The organism is Aureimonas sp. Leaf324 (genome assembly GCF_001423245.1).
Taxonomy (GTDB): domain Bacteria; phylum Pseudomonadota; class Alphaproteobacteria; order Rhizobiales; family Rhizobiaceae; genus Aureimonas.
The window spans coordinates 662,255-679,450 of the sequence record NZ_LMOH01000012.1 but is presented as its reverse complement, the minus strand read 5'-3'; the positions used below and the strand labels follow the sequence as shown (position 1 = coordinate 679,450).

At 68.6% G+C, this 17,196-nt stretch carries 16 protein-coding genes; 10 read left to right on the top strand and 6 right to left on the bottom strand.

Annotated features, from left to right (window positions below; all coding sequences use genetic code 11):
* Positions 1 to 108: 108 nt before the first annotated feature.
* The 3 genes from ASF65_RS10740 to ASF65_RS10730 are packed head-to-tail and all read left to right on the top strand — an operon-like array spanning position 109 to position 4,270.
* On the top strand, positions 109 to 1,515 hold the full coding sequence (locus tag ASF65_RS10740) for a cytochrome c (RefSeq protein ID WP_055888711.1): 1,407 nt from the start codon (positions 109 to 111) through the stop codon (positions 1,513 to 1,515).
* Positions 1,509 to 2,003 carry a (2Fe-2S)-binding protein gene (locus ASF65_RS10735; protein WP_055888709.1) on the top strand — a complete coding sequence of 165 codons (495 nt, stop codon included), beginning with the start codon at positions 1,509 to 1,511 and terminating at the stop codon, positions 2,001 to 2,003. The genes ASF65_RS10740 and ASF65_RS10735 overlap by 7 nt, the downstream gene beginning before the upstream one ends.
* Entirely contained in the window at positions 2,003 to 4,270 is a 2,268-nt protein-coding gene (locus tag ASF65_RS10730) for a molybdopterin cofactor-binding domain-containing protein (protein WP_055888707.1), read from the top strand. Before ASF65_RS10735 ends, ASF65_RS10730 begins: the two co-directional genes overlap by 1 nt.
* Positions 4,271 to 4,286: 16 nt before the next feature.
* Here the strand turns inward: ASF65_RS10730 and ASF65_RS10725 are convergent, their stop codons facing one another.
* From ASF65_RS10725 to ASF65_RS10705, 5 genes are all read right to left on the bottom strand, one after another.
* On the bottom strand, positions 4,287 to 4,688 hold the full coding sequence (locus ASF65_RS10725) for a DUF2934 domain-containing protein (protein ID WP_055888705.1): 402 nt from the start codon (positions 4,686 to 4,688) through the stop codon (positions 4,287 to 4,289).
* Positions 4,689 to 4,761: 73 nt separating this feature from the next.
* Positions 4,762 to 4,944 (bottom strand): hypothetical protein, encoded by a 183-nt coding sequence (locus ASF65_RS10720; RefSeq protein ID WP_055888704.1) that lies wholly within the window; start codon positions 4,942 to 4,944, stop codon positions 4,762 to 4,764.
* 170 nt (positions 4,945 to 5,114) lie between these two features.
* Positions 5,115 to 5,843 carry an aquaporin Z gene (gene aqpZ / locus ASF65_RS10715; RefSeq protein ID WP_055888702.1) on the bottom strand — a complete coding sequence of 243 codons (729 nt, stop codon included), beginning with the start codon at positions 5,841 to 5,843 and terminating at the stop codon, positions 5,115 to 5,117.
* A 190-nt stretch (positions 5,844 to 6,033) separates the two neighbouring features.
* On the bottom strand, positions 6,034 to 7,536 hold the full coding sequence (locus ASF65_RS10710) for a PAS domain S-box protein (protein ID WP_055889133.1): 1,503 nt from the start codon (positions 7,534 to 7,536) through the stop codon (positions 6,034 to 6,036).
* Between the two features lie 113 nt (positions 7,537 to 7,649).
* Positions 7,650 to 7,883, bottom strand: coding sequence for a hypothetical protein (locus ASF65_RS10705; RefSeq protein WP_055888701.1), 234 nt, complete (start codon positions 7,881 to 7,883; stop codon positions 7,650 to 7,652).
* Positions 7,884 to 8,357: 474 nt separating this feature from the next.
* Between ASF65_RS10705 and ASF65_RS10700 the strand changes: the two genes are divergently transcribed.
* Positions 8,358 to 10,760, top strand: coding sequence for a PAS domain-containing protein (locus tag ASF65_RS10700; protein ID WP_244486614.1), 2,403 nt, complete (start codon positions 8,358 to 8,360; stop codon positions 10,758 to 10,760).
* A gap of 145 nt (positions 10,761 to 10,905) precedes the next feature.
* Positions 10,906 to 11,661 carry a GntR family transcriptional regulator gene (locus tag ASF65_RS10695; RefSeq protein WP_082505396.1) on the top strand — a complete coding sequence of 252 codons (756 nt, stop codon included), beginning with the start codon at positions 10,906 to 10,908 and terminating at the stop codon, positions 11,659 to 11,661.
* A gap of 5 nt (positions 11,662 to 11,666) precedes the next feature.
* On the opposite strand, the gene ASF65_RS10690 is transcribed toward ASF65_RS10695, so the two are convergent.
* On the bottom strand, positions 11,667 to 12,089 hold the full coding sequence (locus tag ASF65_RS10690; protein WP_055888697.1) for a nuclear transport factor 2 family protein: 423 nt from the start codon (positions 12,087 to 12,089) through the stop codon (positions 11,667 to 11,669).
* A 149-nt stretch (positions 12,090 to 12,238) separates the two neighbouring features.
* Here ASF65_RS10690 and ASF65_RS10685 point away from each other — a divergent pair, with 149 nt between their 5' ends.
* From ASF65_RS10685 to hydA, 5 genes are all read left to right on the top strand, one after another.
* Entirely contained in the window at positions 12,239 to 13,024 is a 786-nt protein-coding gene (locus ASF65_RS10685) for a transporter substrate-binding domain-containing protein (RefSeq protein ID WP_055888695.1), read from the top strand.
* 75 nt (positions 13,025 to 13,099) lie between these two features.
* On the top strand, positions 13,100 to 13,774 hold the full coding sequence (locus ASF65_RS10680; protein WP_055888693.1) for an amino acid ABC transporter permease: 675 nt from the start codon (positions 13,100 to 13,102) through the stop codon (positions 13,772 to 13,774).
* 1 nt (position 13,775) lies between these two features.
* On the top strand, positions 13,776 to 14,528 hold the full coding sequence (locus ASF65_RS10675; RefSeq protein ID WP_055888691.1) for an amino acid ABC transporter ATP-binding protein: 753 nt from the start codon (positions 13,776 to 13,778) through the stop codon (positions 14,526 to 14,528).
* Positions 14,529 to 14,575: 47 nt separating this feature from the next.
* Entirely contained in the window at positions 14,576 to 15,793 is a 1,218-nt protein-coding gene (locus ASF65_RS10670; protein ID WP_055888689.1) for a cysteine desulfurase-like protein, read from the top strand.
* The gene (gene hydA / locus ASF65_RS10665; RefSeq protein WP_055888687.1) at positions 15,790 to 17,190 is read left to right on the top strand and encodes a dihydropyrimidinase; all 1,401 of its coding nucleotides are present in this window, start codon (positions 15,790 to 15,792) and stop codon (positions 17,188 to 17,190) included. The genes ASF65_RS10670 and hydA overlap by 4 nt, the downstream gene beginning before the upstream one ends.
* Positions 17,191 to 17,196 lie beyond the last annotated feature (6 nt).

Genomic DNA, 17,196 nt, shown 5'->3' with positions numbered 1-17,196 from the left:
TGGCCGCACACGCAGTCTGTCGCGGCCGGGCCTTGGAGGGGAGCGGCATCCCGCTAGCTGATCGTTTGTAGCGCTTCCAATCTGGCGGTGCCTGAAATCGAGCCGCCGATGAAACTGCGCCACGCCGGCCTCGGCCTCCTTGCCATCATCGTCGTCGGCGCGGTCGGCTTCACGGCCTATGCGTGGGAAAGCGAGATCGCCCCCGTCGAAAGCGCCTCGAGAGAAGGGTTCGAGCCCGCGCTGGTGAAACAGGGGGCGGACTTGGCGGCGGTCGGAAACTGCGTGGTCTGCCACACCGCGCCGGGCGGCAAGCCTTTCGCAGGCGGACTGCCGCTGCCGACGCCCTTCGGCACGATCTATGCGACCAACATCACCCCGGACCCCGAGACCGGGATCGGCCGCTGGAGCGAGGCGGCCTTCACGCGCTCGATGCGCGAGGGCGTCGACCGGGAGGGGCGGCACCTCTATCCCGCCTTTCCCTACGACCATTTCACGCGGGTCTCGGACGCCGACAACCGCGCGCTCTACGCCTACCTGATGACGCGCGAGCCGGTGATCGCCGAACCGCCGCCGAACGAACTCCCATTCCCGCTCAACGTGCGCCTGGTGCTGGCCGGCTGGAAGCTCCTGTTCTTCCGCGAGGGCACGTTCGAAGCCGATCCCGCAGAGGACGACGTGTGGAACCGCGGCGCCTATCTCGCCGAGGGCCTCGGCCATTGCAGCGCCTGCCATTCGCCGCGCAACCTTCTGGGCGCCGAGAAGCGCGGCGACGACCATCTGGCGGGCGGCGAGTCCGAAGGCTGGACGGCCTACGCCCTGAATGGAGCCTCTCCCGCGCCGATCCCGTGGGACGTCGACAGCCTGACCCACTACCTGCACAAGGGCTGGGAGGCCCGGCACGGCGTGGCACGCGGGCCGATGGCGCCGGTGAACGCCAATCTCGGCACGCTGCCCGAGGCCGAGTCCCGCGCCATCGCGACCTACATCGTCTCGTTGATGGGTGAGCCGTCGCCCGAGCGGCGGCAGCGCGCCGAGGCTCTGACGGCCGAGGCGACGACCCATTCGCCGGGCGCCGTGGTCCCGTCGGCCGGCAGCCAGAGCGTGCCGGTCGCGCACGACCCATCCGACCGGGGCGCCGCGATCTATGCCGCCGCCTGCTCGACCTGCCACGACGCCGGGCGCCCACTGCCCTACGGCGGCCTGCGCCTCGACCATTCCACCGCGATCTCCGGTCCGACACCGGCCAATCCGATCAACGTCGTCCTCAACGGCATCCCGGCGCCGGAAGGCGAGCGCGGACCGATCATGCCGGGCTATGCCGGCGCCCTCGACGACGGCCAGATCGCCGATCTCCTCGCCTACATGCGCCGCACCTACAGCGACAAGCCGCCGTGGGACGACCCGGCCGACCTCATCGCCGAGGCGCGGGCGCGCGGGGCCGAGAACGGCCAGCGCTCGCTCGACACCGGTTCCGCCGCCCCGGCCAATCCTTCCAAGCGGGAGCCCACATGGTAAGCCTCACCGTGAACGGCACGCAGCACGAGGTCGAGGCCGATCCCGACACGCCGCTGCTCTACGTCCTGCGCGACGAACTCGGGCTGCACGGCGCGAAATACGGCTGCGGCCTCGGCCAGTGCGGCGCCTGTACGGTGATGGTCGGCGGCGAGGCGGTCCTGTCCTGCGTCACCCCGCTCGTCGTGATGGAGGGCAAGTCGGTCACGACGGTCGAGGGGCTCGGCACGATCGGGGCGCCGGGACCCATGCAGGCGGCCTTCATCGCCGAGCAGGCCGCGCAGTGCGGCTACTGCATTCCCGGCATGATGATGCGCGCGCAGGCGCTTCTGGAGCGCAACCCGGAGGCCTCCGACGAGGCGATCCGCGCCCACATGGAGCCGAACCTCTGCCGCTGCGGCACGCATATGCGCATCCTCGCCGCGATCCGGCGGGCGGCGGAAAGCATGCGCACCGCAGGCGTCGGAACCACCGGTGCGAGGGCCGGCTGATGACCCGCCACGATCCCCACGCGCTGACCCGCCGCAGCGTGCTTCTGGGCACCGGCTCGCTGGTGCTGGCCTTCTCGATGCGCGGGGCCCTCGCGCAAGGGGCGACCTCGCCGGGCAGCGAGACGCAGAACTTCCAGGCCGTCGAGGAAGCCGCGCCGGACCTGCCGGGCAGCCTCAAGACCAATCCGAACCTTGAATCCTGGCTGCGGATCGACGCCGACGGGCGCGCCACCGTCTTCACCGGCAAGGCCGAACTCGGGCAGGGCATTCGCACCGCGCTCCTCCAGATCGCGGCGGAAGAGCTCGAGATGCCGTTCGAGAGCCTGTCCCTGGTCGGACCTGACACGAGCGAGAGCCCGAACGAGGGTTTCACTGCCGGCAGTCACTCCGTGCAGGACAGCGGCCGGGCGATCCGGCATGTCGGCGCGCAGGTGCGCGAGATCCTGAAGGGCGAGGCGGCGCGGCGTTGGGGCGTGGCGCCCGACGCTGTGCAGGCGGAGGCCGGAGCCGTCGTCGCTTCGGACGGGCGCCGCGTCTCCTACGGTGAGCTGGTGTCCGGCGACCTCATCAAGGGACGCGCCGGTCCGGATGCGGTGCTGAAGCCCGCGGCCGAGTTTCGCGAGATGGGCCGGCCGCGCGCGCGGATCGACATTCCCGGCAAGGTCACCGGCGCGCCCGCCTATGTGCAGGACATGCGGCCCGACGGCATGGTGCACGGGCGTGTCGTGCGCCCGCCGAGCCCGCGCGCGCGTCTCGTCTCCGTCGACACCGCGCCGGTCGAGGCGATGCCGGGCGTGCTCAAGGTCGTGCGCAACGGCTCGTTCCTCGGCGTCCTTGCGGATCGCGAATGGCAGGCGATCAAGGCGATGTGGACGCTCTCGACGCTCGCCCGCTGGGAAGAGCGCGAGGACCTGCCGGACGCGTCGCAGCTCGCCGACCATATCCTGTCCCGCCCGTTCACCGACGGACAGGTCGCCGAGGAGGGGCGGACGGGCACGCCGGGTCTCACGCCGTTCGAGGCCCGCTTCACACGGCCCTATCAGTTGCACGCCTCGATCGGCCCGTCCTGCGCGCTGGCCGTCCTCCGGGACGGCGTGACGACGGTCTGGACGCACACCCAGGGCGTCTATCCCGACCAGGAGGCGATCTCCGAGATGCTGGGCGTCGGCGTCGAGGCGGTGCGCTGCATCCATGTCGAAGGGTCGGGTTGCTACGGCCATAACGGCGCGGACGACGCGGCGGCCGATGCCGCGCTTCTGGCGCAGGCGCTGCCGGGCCGCCCGGTGCGCCTCCAGTGGATGCGCGAGCAGGAGCATGCCTGGGAGCCGTTCTCGCCGGGCATGGTGACGCGGGTTCGCGCCGGCACGGATGCCTCTGGCACGATCCAGGACTGGACCTACGAGGTCTGGAGCAACACCCACAACGCGCGGCCGGGCGGGGCTGGGGCCCTCCTGCCTGCGCAGCATCTCGACCGCCCGTTCGCGCCGACGATCCCGACCGTCCGCATCACGCCGGAGGGCAACGGCGACCGCAACTCCAACCCGCTCTACGCCTTTCCCAACCGCGACGTCGTCTGGCACTTCATCGAGGAGATGCCGCTGCGGGTCTCGGCGCTACGGGGCCTCGGCGCCTACATGAACGTCTTCTCCATCGAGAACGCGATGGACGAACTCGCGTTGAAGGCGGGCGCCGATCCCGTCGAGTATCGCCTGCGCCACATGCAGGACGAGCGGGCCCGCGCGGTGATCGAGCGCACGGCGGCCATGTTCGGCTGGAAGGCCGGCCAGACCGCGCCCGCCCATCACGGCTACGGCTTCGCCTTCGCCCGATACAAGAACCTTGCGGCCTATTGCGCCGTGGCGATGGAGGTGATGGTCGAGCCCGACACCGGGCGCGTGCGCATGGTGCGCGCCTCGACGGCGGTGGACGCGGGCGAGATCGTCAATCCCGACGGCATCGCCAACCAGGTGCAGGGCGGCATCGTCCAGTCGGCGAGCTGGACGCTCTACGAGGCGGTCACCTTCGACCGGACCCGCGTCACCTCGGTGGACTGGTCGACCTATCCGATCCTGCGTTTCGATGCGCTGCCGGCCTCGATCGACGTCGAGGTGATCCCGCGTCCCGGCGATCCGTTCCTCGGGGCCGGTGAATGCAGCCAGGGGCCGGGCGGGGCGGCACTCGCCAACGGGATCGCCCGCGCGATCGGCACCCGGATCCACGACCTGCCGCTGACGCGCGAGCGCATCCGCGCGGCCGTCGGCGTCTGAGACGCCGCGTGAGGGGTCATCGCGCGATGTGCCGCCCGGCGTGTCGGCGATCGAGGCGCGCCCGGACGTCGGCTTCGATCTCGCGCGAGGCGGCGGCCCAGAACTCGTGCTCGCGTCCGAGCGGACAGCCGGCCGCTTCCCACAGGAAATAGGCCCGCTCCTTGACGAGCGGTTCGAGGTCGACGTGGCTGTCGTCCTCCAGGTCGACAGTCTGCGCGGGCGAAAAAAGGTAGAAGCCGGTTTCGGAGAGCACCGCGCGATGAGTCGCCCGGTCGGGCTCTGGCAACTGCTCCGCGATGTCCGCGGTCCGGCCCGCGTCCGCCCACCCGTCGCCCGACAGAAAGTCCGGCAGGTCGGCGGTGTCCGGAACGGCGCAGAGGGTGACGATGTCACCATCCTTGCGAAAGAGCTTCAGCATGATGGGTCCACCCCATGGAAGGAGCACGCCAGTCGCCCCAAACGGCGCGACGCGGGCATCGGTCGAGGGGGGATCACGAGTGGCCGGACTTTCCGTCGACGGACGAGGTGTCCTTCTTGCGCCCTTCCGCCTTTCCGGCCGCCTTCTCGGCGGCGCCCTCGGCCTCGACACGCTCGTTGCCGATCACCTTGCCGAGCGCCTCCTTGACGGATCCGAGCGCTGCCTTCTTGGCCGCCTGATCGATCTTCTCTCCCATCCCGTTCTCCTCTGCTTCGGGCTGGGGGCGGCGTCGCCCAGCGAAGCCGCCCGTGGTTTCAACATGGAGGGACGGACCCTCGCACCCAAGTGTCCCGGGCATCAGGGCGGCTGATGCAGGCGACCTTGGTGACCGCCTGCATCCGCGCTTTCCCGGTTATGCAGCCCGCCTCAGGGCGCGCGCTGGTCGTCGGCGCCGATGCCGCGCGTCGATTCGCCCGGCGACAGGATGTGTCGCCAGATCAGGGCACCCGCTACGGCGCCGGCCAGCGGCGCGACCCAGAACAGCCAGACCTGCCCGAGCGCGCCGGTCTCGGCGAAGAACGCGACGGCCAGCGAACGCGCCGGGTTGACCGACGTGTTGGTGACCGGGATCGAGATGAGGTGGATGAGCGTCAGGCCGAGGCCGATCGCGATCGGCGCGAAGCTGCCGGACGCGGCGGTGGCCGTCGATCCGAGGATGATGACGAGGAAGCCGGCGGTGAGGACGAACTCGATCAGGAAGGCCGACCCGAGGCCGTAGCCGCCCGGCGAGTTCGCGCCGTAGCCGTTGGACGCGAAGGCGCCGGCCGTGAAGTCGGCCTTGCCGGTGGCGATCGCGTAGAGGACCGCGGCGCCGAGAATGCCGCCGATCACCTGCGCCAGCCAGTAGGGGCCGAGCTGGTTCCACGAGAAGCGGCCCGAGATGGCGAGGCCGAGCGAGACCGCCGGGTTGAAATGGCCGCCGGAGATGCCGCCGACGGTGTAGGCCATGGTGAGAACCGTCAGGCCGAAGGCCAGCGCGACGCCGGTGAAACCGATGCCGAGCTCCGGGAAGCTTGCGGCGAGAACGGCGCTTCCGCACCCTCCGAAGACCAGCCAGAAGGTGCCGAAAGCTTCGGCGGCGAGCTTTCTGAACATGAATGCCATCCTGTCTCTGACCTGCCCGCGGGCAGTGTGGGGCCATGGTATCGACGGCAGGCCGGTCTTCGGCCGCTGCCGCGTTCAATCCCCGTCGAAGCTAGGAGATTAGCCACCCAAATAAGTCGCAGCTGCACCAGTTCGACTGATGCAGACATAACTTTATTGCGCGCAAAACGATCTTTGGCGATCAGGTCTTTCGCGGTCTCTTGGCCGGCGGCTGGGATCCGACGATCCCGCGCTCGCGCGCCCAGACGATCGCCTCGCCCCGGCGGTGGACGCCGGTCTTGGCATAGATGCGCTGGACATGGTTCCGCACTGTGTTGCGCGACAGGAAGAGGAGCTTGGCGATCTCGCCGTCGTCGAGCCCCTGGGAGATCAGCCCGAGCACCTGCCGTTCCTTTTCGGTGAGGTCGGCGCCGCTCGGGCGTCGAGCGCCGTCGGGCTGCGGCGAGCGCATGTCGGCAAGCTTTTCCATCACGCTCCGGCTGAGCCAGGACGTGTCGGCGAGCGCCTCCTCGATGGCCCGGACCAGCTCGAGTTCGGACGTCTTGCGGGCGGTGATGTCCTGGAACACGTCGAGGACGCAGGTCTCGCCGCCGATGCGGATCGTCTCGGCCGAGACGAGGCAGTCGGCGGTCGAGCCGTCCTTCTTCTTGAGCTTGGCCTCGTAGCCGCGGAAGCCGCCGGTCTCGACGAGCTCGCTCTCCATGCGCCGTCGCGTCGTCGCCGTGTCCCACAACTCGATCTCGGCGGCGCTGCGCCCGACGACCTCCTCGATCGCCCAGCCGGTCTCCTTGAGGAAGGCCTCGTTGACGTCGATGATGCGGAAGCCGTCGATGGTGCAGACCTTCATCGGCACGGGCGCGAGGCGGAACGTCTTGGCGAACTTCTCCTCGCTGTTGCGCAGTGCCGTCTCGGCCTTCCGGCGCGGCTCGAGGTCGGCGAAGGTGAAGAGCATGCAGCGCTCGTCCCCGATCTCGATCGGCTGTCCGGCGACGATGACGAGCTTGGTCTCGCCTTCCGGCAGCGGCAGCGACGCCTCCATCTGCGGCACCGTCGCCCATTCCGACAGGCGCGCCTTGCCGAGCTCGCGCCGCTCCGCGCCGGCCATCACGTCGAGATCGTAGACCGAGCGCCCGACGATGGCCTCGCGCGTGTAGCCCGTCATGTCGAGGAAGCCCTGGTTCACGCGGATGAACCGAAGGTCGCTGACGCGGCAGATCAGGGCGGGGGCGGGATTGGCGTTGAAGGCGCGCTCGAAGCGCTCGATCGCCTGCATCTCGTCCGTGGCGTCGGTGACGATCAGGACGAGGCAGTCCGGGTCGCCGTTGGCGTCGTTGAGGACAAGGCTGCGCACGCGGTGGACCCATTCGGGTTCCGTCTCGCCGTGGCGCGCGACCTCGACCATGACGTCGGTGAAGAGCTCGCCCGCCACCACGCGATCCGCCGGATAAGTGCCGTCGTCGAGACGATGATGGTTGCGGTAGCGCAGCTGGAAGCGCTCGCGATACTCGTCCACGGTCCGCCCGAGATCGGCCAACTCGCGCGCCCCGTGCATCGAGAGGGCCGCCGTGTTCGCCCAGGCGATCGTCTGATCGGGATCGATCAGGATGACGCCCTCGGTCAGGCCGGCGATGATCTGCTGCAGCTGCTGGCGTTCGATACGTTGTCCGCTGGAGGGGGGACTCATGAAGCGTTCCATCTCGGGGGCAGGCAGCCGGGTCGCGTTCGACGTTGCGTCGACGGGAAAAGGTTGTGCGACGGGGCCGCTCGGGCAAGGGCTTGGGTGGCGCGCCGGCGCCATCAATCGGCGGGCAGGGAGCCTTCGAGCGGCGACGAAACGTTTGCCGCGAACGGATCGTAGACGCCGCGCCCGTTCTGGAGCCACGCGGTCTGGTGATCGAAGCCGTCCATCCAGTTGCTCCAGGTCTCGCTGTCGACCGGGTGCGGGTTCTCGCTTCGATGGACGCCGTCCCTCGCCGCCATGGCTCCGGCGTTCACCGCTTCCTTGCGTTCGGGCGAGGGAATGGATGTCATGGGTCTCGATCTCCGTGGGCGTCCGCTTTCCGCCGGACGCTTGCCGGACGATTGGCCCACGGTCGGGCGTCGATCCGGTCGCTGACGGCCGTCGCACCGTGCGCCGACCGTGGCTCTCAGGTAGACTCGAGCCATCCCCGCGCTAGAGCCGACCGCATCAGGCCGACTGATGCAGTCGGCGCGATCTGGGCCGCGGGATCGAACGGGCTGGGCGCTGCGTCCGACATCGGCCGCCGCGCCGAGATATGTTCGGGAGGGGCATCCGGGCGCAGTTTCCGATGGAAAAGCGACGAATTCCGGCCGCTTGCGCGGGCAACTGATGCAGCTTGATCATGACGGACCCTGCGGGAGATCCTAGACAGGAACCTGGAGGCTCGGGTGATTCCGTGCCGGGACGAGGATCTGTTTTTGCCTGCTGCCGTCGAAAAGGTCTTTCTGCAACAGCTCGCCAGGGGTGGCGGCGCATGCGGAACCTTGATCGCCTCGCACGACTGGCGCGGGACGGAGCTGGCCGACGATGCCGCGTGGACCTCGCTCCTGCGCGCCTCGCTGTCGATCGTGCTGCGCTCGCCCGTTCCTATGGTGCTCTTCTGGGGGCCGGAGGGGCGGGCACTCTACAACGATGCGTTTTCGGTGCTGGCCGGCGATCGTCATCCCGGTCTCTTCGGCGAGAGCGCCCGTGATGGCCGGTTCGATGCGTTCGGCCTCGACGTGGAGACGATGACCGCTGTTCTGGCCGGTGGGACGTTCGAGGAGCAGGCGCGGGAACTGACGTTTCCGCGCGATGGCGAGACGCAGCAAATCTTCGTCGATCTCAGCTGTTCCCCGGTCGCGGACGAGGGCGACGCGTCGGCCGGCGTCCTCTGCGTCGTGACGGATACAACCGACCGTGTTCTGGCGGAGCGGCAGCGGGACACGGCCGAGACGACTTTGAAGGACAGCGAGGCCGAGTTCCGCCTGATGGTCGACACGGTTCCGCAGATCATCTGGATCGCAGATGCAAACGGCCAGATGGAATTCCTCAGCCGCCAGTTCTCCGAGTACACCGGCGCGGGTTTTCGCTCGATGTCACCGGGCGAGATCGCCGGCGCCTTCATCCACCCGGAGGACGCGCCGCTGGTCGTGGAGGCGTTCCAGACGGCGCGCGATCGCGACGAGCCGCACCTCTCCGAGCATCGCATCCGCTCGAAATCGGGCGAATACCGCTGGTTCCTGGACCGCGCCCATTCCTATCGCGACCGGCACACCGGCACGATCACCCGCTGGTTCGGGGCGTCGGTCGACATCCACGATCGACGGCTTGCCGAAGAAGGGCTGCGCCAGCTGAACGCGACGCTTGAGGAACGGGTTGCCGAGCGAACGGCCGAGCGCAACCTTCTGGGCGCGATCGTCGAGAACACCGACGTGATGGTGATGGCGGTCGACCTCGACTACAACATCCTCGCGCTGAACGCGGCCAATGCCGACGAGTTCGAGCGCGTGTTCGGCATGAAGCCGAAGGCGGGCGACAACATGCTGGCGCTCCTCGCCGACCGCCCGGAGCAGCAGGCCGAGGTGCGCGCGGGATGGAGCCGCGGGCTCGCCGGAGAGACCATCACCTTCATCGAGAAATTCGGTGATCCCAGCCGTGTGCGGCCGTACTACGAGGTGAAGTTCCGTCCGCTCCATGACGCCGAGGGCGCGCTAATCGGCTGCTACCAGTTCGTTACAGACGTGACCGATCGGCTTCGCCAGGAGGCGGAACTGGTCGAGGCGCAGAACGCGCTGCGCCAGAGCCAGAAGATGGAAGCGATCGGCCAGCTGACCGGCGGCGTCGCCCACGATTTCAACAACCTGCTGATGGCGGTCCTCGGCAATCTCGAACTCCTGCGCAAGCACCTGCCCGACGATCCGCGCACCGCCCGGCTCATCGACGGCGCGGTGATGGGCGCGCAGCGCGGCGCGGCGCTGACGCAGCGACTCCTCGCCTTCGCTCGGCGCCAGGATCTGTCGGTCGAGCCCCGAGACCTGTCGGACCTCGTCCGGGGCATGGTGGACCTTCTCGAGCAGTCGATCGGCAGCGCCATCGAACTGCAGCTTGCCTTGCCCGACAAGGCGCCGGTCGCGCTGGTCGATGCCAACCAGCTGGAGCTTGCGATCCTGAATCTGGCCGTCAACGCGCGCGACGCGATGCCGAACGGCGGGCAGCTGACGCTTGCGGTCGATCGGGCCGCGGGCGACGGCGATCTGGTGCCCGGAGACTACATTCGCGTGACCCTCGCCGACACGGGCGAGGGAATGGACGCGGAAACGCTGAAGAAGGCGACCGAGCCGTTCTTCTCGACCAAGGGTGTCGGCAAGGGTACGGGGCTGGGGCTGTCGATGATCCACGGGCTGGCGATCCAGCTTCGCGGAGCGCTGCGGCTTTCCAGCGAGCCGGGAAAGGGCACGCGCGCCGAACTCTGGCTTCCTTGCGCAGGTGACGGGGCCGCCCCCATCGTGGTCGCCGCGCCGGAGCCGATCATCGTCGGTTCGAGCGAGGCCGCGCCGGCGCGCATCCTCGTCGTGGACGACGACATGCTGATCTCCATGAGCACCGTGGACATGCTGCGCGACCTCGGCCACGACGTGTCGGAGGCGGCTTCCGGCGCCGAAGCGCTCGACATCCTGTCCCGCTACGGCCCGTTCGACCTGATGATCACGGATTTCGCGATGCCCCGCATGAACGGGGCGGAGCTTGCCAGGGCCGCGCTCGACCGCCATCCCGGCCTGCCGATCCTCCTCGCCACCGGCAATGCCGAGATGCCGGCGGACGAGCGCCTCGATCTTCCGCGCCTCGGCAAGCCCTACAGTCAGGCCCAGCTGGCGGCGCAACTTCTTCGCCTGCTCGCCCGATAGGACGCTTGCGTCCCTGTATGCAGAAGAGGCATCATGCTGCATGCGAGGTAGCCGTTCGATCACCCGCTGTTGTTATGATCCTCGCCTTTCCCGGCGGGGAAAGCGGTGCTAGTTCGGGCCGGAATACGAAGGATGAGGACAGCGCGTGACGGGTGAGACCCCTGCGATCGACGAAGGGTTGGCGGGTGACCGCGCGTCGGTGATCTGCCGCGCCATCCGGCGGGCCATCCTGGAGCGCGCTCTGGCGCCGGGCGACAAGCTGCCGGAAGACCAGCTCGGCGAGCGCTTCGGGGTCAGCCGGACGCTGGCGCGCCACGCGCTCGGACAGCTCGCCTCCGAAGGGCTGGTGGAGCTGCGGCGCAACCGCATCGCGGTCGTGGCGACGCCCTCCTTCGAAGACGCTCGCGACGAGTTCGACATCCGCATCGAGCTGGAACGGCTGGTCGTGCGGCGCCTCGCCGGGCGGCTGACGCCGCGCCAGATCGCCGAGCTTTCCGCACATGTCGACGCCGAGGAGGAGGTCAAGGGCGGCTCGGAGGCGGCATCGCTGCGCCTGGCCACGGAGTTCCACGTCCGTCTGGCCGAGATGACGGGACGACCGACCCTGTCGCGCTACGTGCGCGAGACCGCCTACCGCTCCTGCCTGTCGCTCGCGACCTTCGGCCGCCCGCATTCCTCGGAATGCGCGGTGTCCGAGCATCGCGACGTGCTGAAGGCGCTGGAAAGCGGCAACGAGGCGAGAGCGGGCGAGCTGATGGCGCACCATCTCGACCAGGTGGCACAGCGCGCGCTCCTGAAGGCGCCGGAGGCGCGCGGCGACCTCATGGACATTCTCGCCCCCTATGCTCAGCTCGAGCCGACCGCGCCGCGCCGACGTCGCAAGCAGTCCGCCGACGGCTGAAACGTTCAGCGACGCAGCGTCGGATCGAGGATCCACTCGGCGCTGTCGTTCCAGACGTCCATGCGCGTGATCCGCCCGTCGACGACCTCGAAGCGATCGACATAGCGGTTGTCGTCGAACGGTGTCCCGTCCGGCCATTCGCCGTAGAGCTTGCCGATCGAATAGACGACGGTCGCGTCCGGTCCGGGCGCCACGTCGAAGCGTTCCATCCGCTTCTTGACCCATCGGTAGCGCCCGGCGTTGACGGCGATCGGCCCGCTCGGATGATCGAAGACGCGTCCGCCGGTGAAGGTGATGACGCAGCCCGGCGCCATGTAGGTGGCTGCCCGGTCCGGGTCCGGGATCATGGATGCTTCCAGGTAGTCGCGCACCATGTCGGCGTCGCGCTGGGCCTCGACTGCCGAACCTGTATGCAATTTCGCATCCATGCCGTTTTTTCCTCTTTTCAAAACTCCATGCAGTCCATACCATTGACCAGTGGAGTGCAATGCGGGGCGCTGAACAAATTTTGCGCAAGGCCCGGCGCTGCGCCCCTGCGCTGATGCCCCAACCCTGATCCAGTCCCGAAGGAGCCGACATGACCCGCTTCAAACTGGCCGCCCTGGCCGCCGCCCTCCTGGCCTTCGCCGGGCCTGCCAGCGCCAAGTCGCTGACCGTCGGCGCCAACATCGGCAACGTGCCCTGGGAGTTCCAGGACGAGAAGTCCGAGACCGTCGGCTTCGAGGTCGATCTGGTCCGCGAGGCGGCCAAGCGGATGGGCTACGACGACGTGACCTTCGAGAACATTCCCTTCAACGGCCTGTTCTCCGCCGTCCAGTCCGGCCGCATCGACGCGGCGATCTCCTCGATCACCATCACCAAGAAGCGTCTGGAATCGGTCTCCTTCGCCCAGCCCTACTACGACAGCGACCAGTCGCTCTCGGTCCTGAAGGACTCCGGGATCACCGGCCTGTCGGGCCTCAAGGGCAAGGTCGTCGGCGTCGACACTGGTTCCACCGGCGACATCTACGCCACGCAGCACGAAAAGGACCTCGGCCTCTCCGAGATCCGCCGCTTCGAGGGCCTTGCGCCCGCCATGCTCGATCTGGCGGCCGGCCGCATCGACGGCTACATCTCCGACATTCCCGCCGTCGCCTACTACATCAAGGACAAGCCGCAATACGCCGTGGTCGAGCGCATCCCGACCGGCGAGCAGTATTCGGTGATGTTCGCCAAGGACTCGCCCCTCGTCGCCGAGGCCACCAAGGCGATCACCGAGATGAAGAACGATGGCTTCCTCGCCAAGATCCACGAGAAGTGGTTCGGCTCCAAGCCCGACGCGTCGACGTCGACGGCGAAGGTCCTCGAGGCTCCCAAGCTCTAAGGCGGCCTGTCCGACCGATTTGCGGATGCGGCGCGACCGGCGCCGCATCTGACCCACCCCCTTGCAGGGTTCCGCATGGACATCGTCACAACCTTCTTCAACGTCGACGTCCTCTGGCGCTCGATGCCACAGCTCCTCCAGGGGCTCTGGCGCACGATCCTGCTCGGCGGCCTCTCGATCGTCCTCGGGCTCGTCGGGGGCCTCGCGCTGGCGCTGGTGCGCCTCTATGCCCCGCGACCGCTCCGCTGGCTGTCCATCGCCTATATCGACGTGTTCCGGGCGCTGCCCGTCCTCGTCTGGCTGGTGATCGTCTACTACGCCTTTCCCTTCATCGGCATCCGCCTGTCGCCCTTCGCCTCCGCGTGCCTCGCGCTGACGACGGTCTCGGCGGCCTACACGGCCGAGATCTACCGCGCCGGCATCGAGGCGATCCCGCGCGGCCAGTTCGAGGCAGCGCAGTCGATCGGGCTGAACGCCTTCGACGTGATGCGCGACGTGATCCTGCCGCAGGCCGTGCGGATCGTGATCCCGCCGCTGACCAACAATTCCATCAATGTGATGAAGGACACGGCGCTCGCCTCGGTGGTCGCGCTGCCGGACCTCCTGAAGCAGGCGACGCAGGCGCAGGCGCTGGCCGCCAACCCGACGCCGCTGATCGGCGCGGCGCTTCTCTACCTCATCCTGCTCCTGCCGCTGGTGCGCCTCGTCGCCCGCTTCGAGACCCGCTACTCCAGCCGGGAGGCCCGCTGACATGGCCCCGACCCCGACCGCCGAGCCGATCATCCGCATGCGCGGCGTCCAGAAGCGCTACGGCCATTTCACCGCCCTGAAGGGCGTCGATCTCGATGTCGCCGCCGGCGAGGTCGTGGTGCTTCTGGGGCCGTCGGGCTCGGGCAAGTCGACGCTCATCCGCTGCATCAACCATCTCGAGGAGTACGACGCGGGCGACGTGTTCGTCGGTGGCGTGCGCGTCGAGCGGGGGCGGAACCTCCTAAAGGTCCGCCAGCAGACCGGCATGGTGTTCCAGGCCTTCAACCTCTTCCCGAACCTCTCGGTGCTCGACAACGTGGCGCTCGGCCCGGTGCGGGTGAAGAAGCTGAGCTGGGACGAAAGCCGCGCCAAGGCGAGGACGCTGTTGACCCGCGTCGGCATCGGCGCGCAGGCCGAGAAGTTCCCAACGCAGCTCTCCGGCGGCCAGCAGCAGCGCGTCGGTATCGCGCGCGCGCTCGCCATGGAGCCGCGCATCCTCCTCTTCGACGAGCCGACCTCGGCGCTCGACCCCGAAATGGTCGGCGAGGTGCTCGACGTCATCAAGGGGCTGGCCCATTCCGGCGTCACGCTCGTCCTCGTGACCCACGAGATGGGCTTCGCCCGGCAGGTCGCCGACCGCATCGTCTTCATGGAGGACGGCGAGATCCGGGAGGTCTCGACGCCCGACGTGTTCTTCTCCTCGACCCGCAACGAACGCGCCCGCGCCTTCCTCGACGCGGTGCTCAACCACTGATTCCACCAGACAGGCGCGGGGTGGACGCGCCAGCAAGGCCAGGCAGCATGACCCTCGATCTCGATTTCGTCCGCGCCCAGTTCCCGGCGCTCCAGGGCGAGTGGACCTTCATGGACAACGCCGGCGGCAGCCAGGTGCTGCGCACCGTCGCCGAGCGCGTGTCCGACTACCTTTTGACCACCAACGTCCAGACCGGCGCGAGCTACGAGCCGAGCCGCATCTCGACGGCCCGCGTCTCGCAGTCGCGCGAAGCCTTCGCCCGGTTCATGAACTGCGATCCGGGCGAGATCGTCGAAGGGGCCTCGACCACGATCCTGATCCGGTTCCTGTCGGAGGCGATGACGGGACGCCTCCAGCCCGGCGACGAGATCATCCTCACCAACACCGACCACGAGGCCAATATCGGCCCCTGGCTGAAACATGAGGCACGCGGCATCAAGATCCGCTGGTGGCGCTGCGATCCGGAGACCTACGAGCTCGACCTTGCGGACCTGAAGGCGCTGATGAACGAGCGCACCAAGCTCGTCTGCGTCACCCACGCGTCGAACATCCTCGGCACGATCAACCCGATCCGCGAGATCGCCGACATCGCCCATGCCGGCGGCGCCGAGCTCTGCGTCGATGCCGTCGCCTACGCGCCGCACCGCGCGATCGACGTGAAGGCGCTCGACGCCGACTACTACATCTTCAGCGTCTACAAGGTGTTCGGGCCGCACCATGCGGTGATGTTCGGCAAGCGCGAGAAGCTGCTCGCGCTCGACAACATCTACCACTACTTCTTCGACAAGAGCCGCGTGCCCCACAAGCTGGAGCCCGGCAACATCAACTACGAATGCGCCTGGGGCTCGATCGGCGCCGTCGACTATGTCGAGGACCTCGGCCGGCGCGCCGGGGCCGGCGAGGGGCGGGCCGCGATCGAGGCGGGCTTTGCCGCGATCGCCGAGCAGGAACGGGCGCTGACGGCACGCCTGATGGACTTCCTCCAGAGCCGCAACTCCGTCCGCGTGATCGGGCGAACCTCGTCGGCGATCGCGGACCGCGTTTCCACCGTCTCCTTCACCGTGGGCGAGCGAAGCTCGCGCGAGGTGGTGGAGGCGGTGGACAAGGCCAGGATCGGCATCCGCTACGGCGACTTCTACGCCAAGCGCATCGTCGAGGAGCACGGGCTGACGAAGACCGACGGCACCGTCCGCGTCTCGATGGTCCACTACAACACGCTTGCCGAGGTCGATCGCCTCATCGCGGCGCTGGAGCCCGCGCTGTGAGTGTTGCCTTCGACCTCGTGATCCGCGGTGGCACGGTCGCCACCGCCTCGGATACGTTCCTCGCCGATGTCGGCATTCGCGACGGGCGGATCGTCCAGATCGGCGAGACGCTTCCGGCGGGCGCGCAGGAGATCGATGCGACCGGCCGCTTCGTGCTGCCGGGCGGCATCGACAGCCATGTTCATCTCTCGCAGCCGTCGGGCGAGGGGATCGTCATGGCCGACGACTTCGAGAGCGGCACGCGCTCGGCGCTGTTCGGCGGCAACACCACGGTTCTGCCCTTCTGCCTGCAGGAGAAGGGCCAGTCGCTGCGCGAGGCGCTGACGGCCTACCATGCCCTCGCGGAGGGCAACTGCTACACCGACCACGCCTTCCACATGATCATCTCGGACCCAACCGCGTCGGTGCTCGGTCAGGAACTGCCGGCGCTGGTCGCCGACGGCTACACCTCGTTCAAGGTCTTCATGACCTACGAGGGCCTGCGGTTGAACGATGCGCAGATTCTGGAGACGATGGACGTCGCCCGGCGCACCGGGGCCCTCGTCATGGTCCACTGCGAGAACGAGGACGCGATCCGCTACCTCATCGGGCGGCACGAGGCCGAGGGCGACGTCGCGCCGCGCGCGCACGCCACGACGCGGCCGATCGTGGTCGAGCGCGAGGCGACGCATCGTGCCCTGTCGCTCGCCGAGGTGGTGGACGTGCCGGTGGTCATCGTCCACGTCTCGAACGGTCCGGCGATCGACGAGATCCGCGCGGCGCGCGCGCGTGGGCGCAAGGTGATCGGCGAGACCTGCCCGCAATATCTCATGCTCACCGCCGACGATCTTGAGGGTATGGACTGGGAAGGCGCGAAGTTCGTCTGCTCGCCGCCGCCGCGCGACGCGGCGAGCCAGGAGGACTGCTGGCGGGGCATCGAGACGGGCGTCTTCGATCTCTTTTCTTCCGACCACTGCCCGTTCCGCTACGACGACCCGGCCGGCAAGCTGAACCCGAAGGGCAAGACGAGCTTCCGGCACATCCCGAACGGCATTCCGGGCGTCGAGACGCGCCTGCCGATCCTCTTCTCGGAAGGGGTGATGAAGGGGCGGATCGACCTTTCGCGCTTCGTCGCGCTGACGGCCACGAACCATGCAAAGGTCTACGGCCTATCCACCAAGGGCCGCATCGCGGTCGGCATGGACGCCGACATCGCGATCTGGGACCCTGCCGAGCGTCGCACCATCCGCCATGCCGATCTCCACGACGGGGCCGACTACAGCCCCTACGAGGGGATCGAGATCCAGGGCTGGCCGACCACGGTCGTGCTCGGCGGTAAGGTCATGGTGCGGGACGGCGAACTGACCGGGGCGAAGGGCGACGGGCGCTACCGTGCCCGTGCCCTGCCCAAGGTCTGAGCACCG

Coding starts and splice junctions, on each gene's coding strand:
- ASF65_RS10740 (WP_055888711.1), top strand. CDS start 109: ATGAAACTGCGCCACGCCGGCCTCGGCCTCCTTGCCATCATCGTCGTC.
- ASF65_RS10735 (WP_055888709.1), top strand. CDS start 1,509: ATGGTAAGCCTCACCGTGAACGGCACGCAGCACGAGGTCGAGGCCGAT.
- ASF65_RS10730 (WP_055888707.1), top strand. CDS start 2,003: ATGACCCGCCACGATCCCCACGCGCTGACCCGCCGCAGCGTGCTTCTG.
- ASF65_RS10725 (WP_055888705.1), bottom strand. CDS start 4,688: ATGCTGAAGCTCTTTCGCAAGGATGGTGACATCGTCACCCTCTGCGCC.
- ASF65_RS10720 (WP_055888704.1), bottom strand. CDS start 4,944: ATGGGAGAGAAGATCGATCAGGCGGCCAAGAAGGCAGCGCTCGGATCC.
- aqpZ (WP_055888702.1), bottom strand. CDS start 5,843: ATGTTCAGAAAGCTCGCCGCCGAAGCTTTCGGCACCTTCTGGCTGGTC.
- ASF65_RS10710 (WP_055889133.1), bottom strand. CDS start 7,536: ATGAGTCCCCCCTCCAGCGGACAACGTATCGAACGCCAGCAGCTGCAG.
- ASF65_RS10705 (WP_055888701.1), bottom strand. CDS start 7,883: ATGACATCCATTCCCTCGCCCGAACGCAAGGAAGCGGTGAACGCCGGA.
- ASF65_RS10690 (WP_055888697.1), bottom strand. CDS start 12,089: ATGGATGCGAAATTGCATACAGGTTCGGCAGTCGAGGCCCAGCGCGAC.
- ASF65_RS10685 (WP_055888695.1), top strand. CDS start 12,239: ATGACCCGCTTCAAACTGGCCGCCCTGGCCGCCGCCCTCCTGGCCTTC.
- ASF65_RS10680 (WP_055888693.1), top strand. CDS start 13,100: ATGGACATCGTCACAACCTTCTTCAACGTCGACGTCCTCTGGCGCTCG.
- ASF65_RS10675 (WP_055888691.1), top strand. CDS start 13,776: ATGGCCCCGACCCCGACCGCCGAGCCGATCATCCGCATGCGCGGCGTC.
- ASF65_RS10670 (WP_055888689.1), top strand. CDS start 14,576: ATGACCCTCGATCTCGATTTCGTCCGCGCCCAGTTCCCGGCGCTCCAG.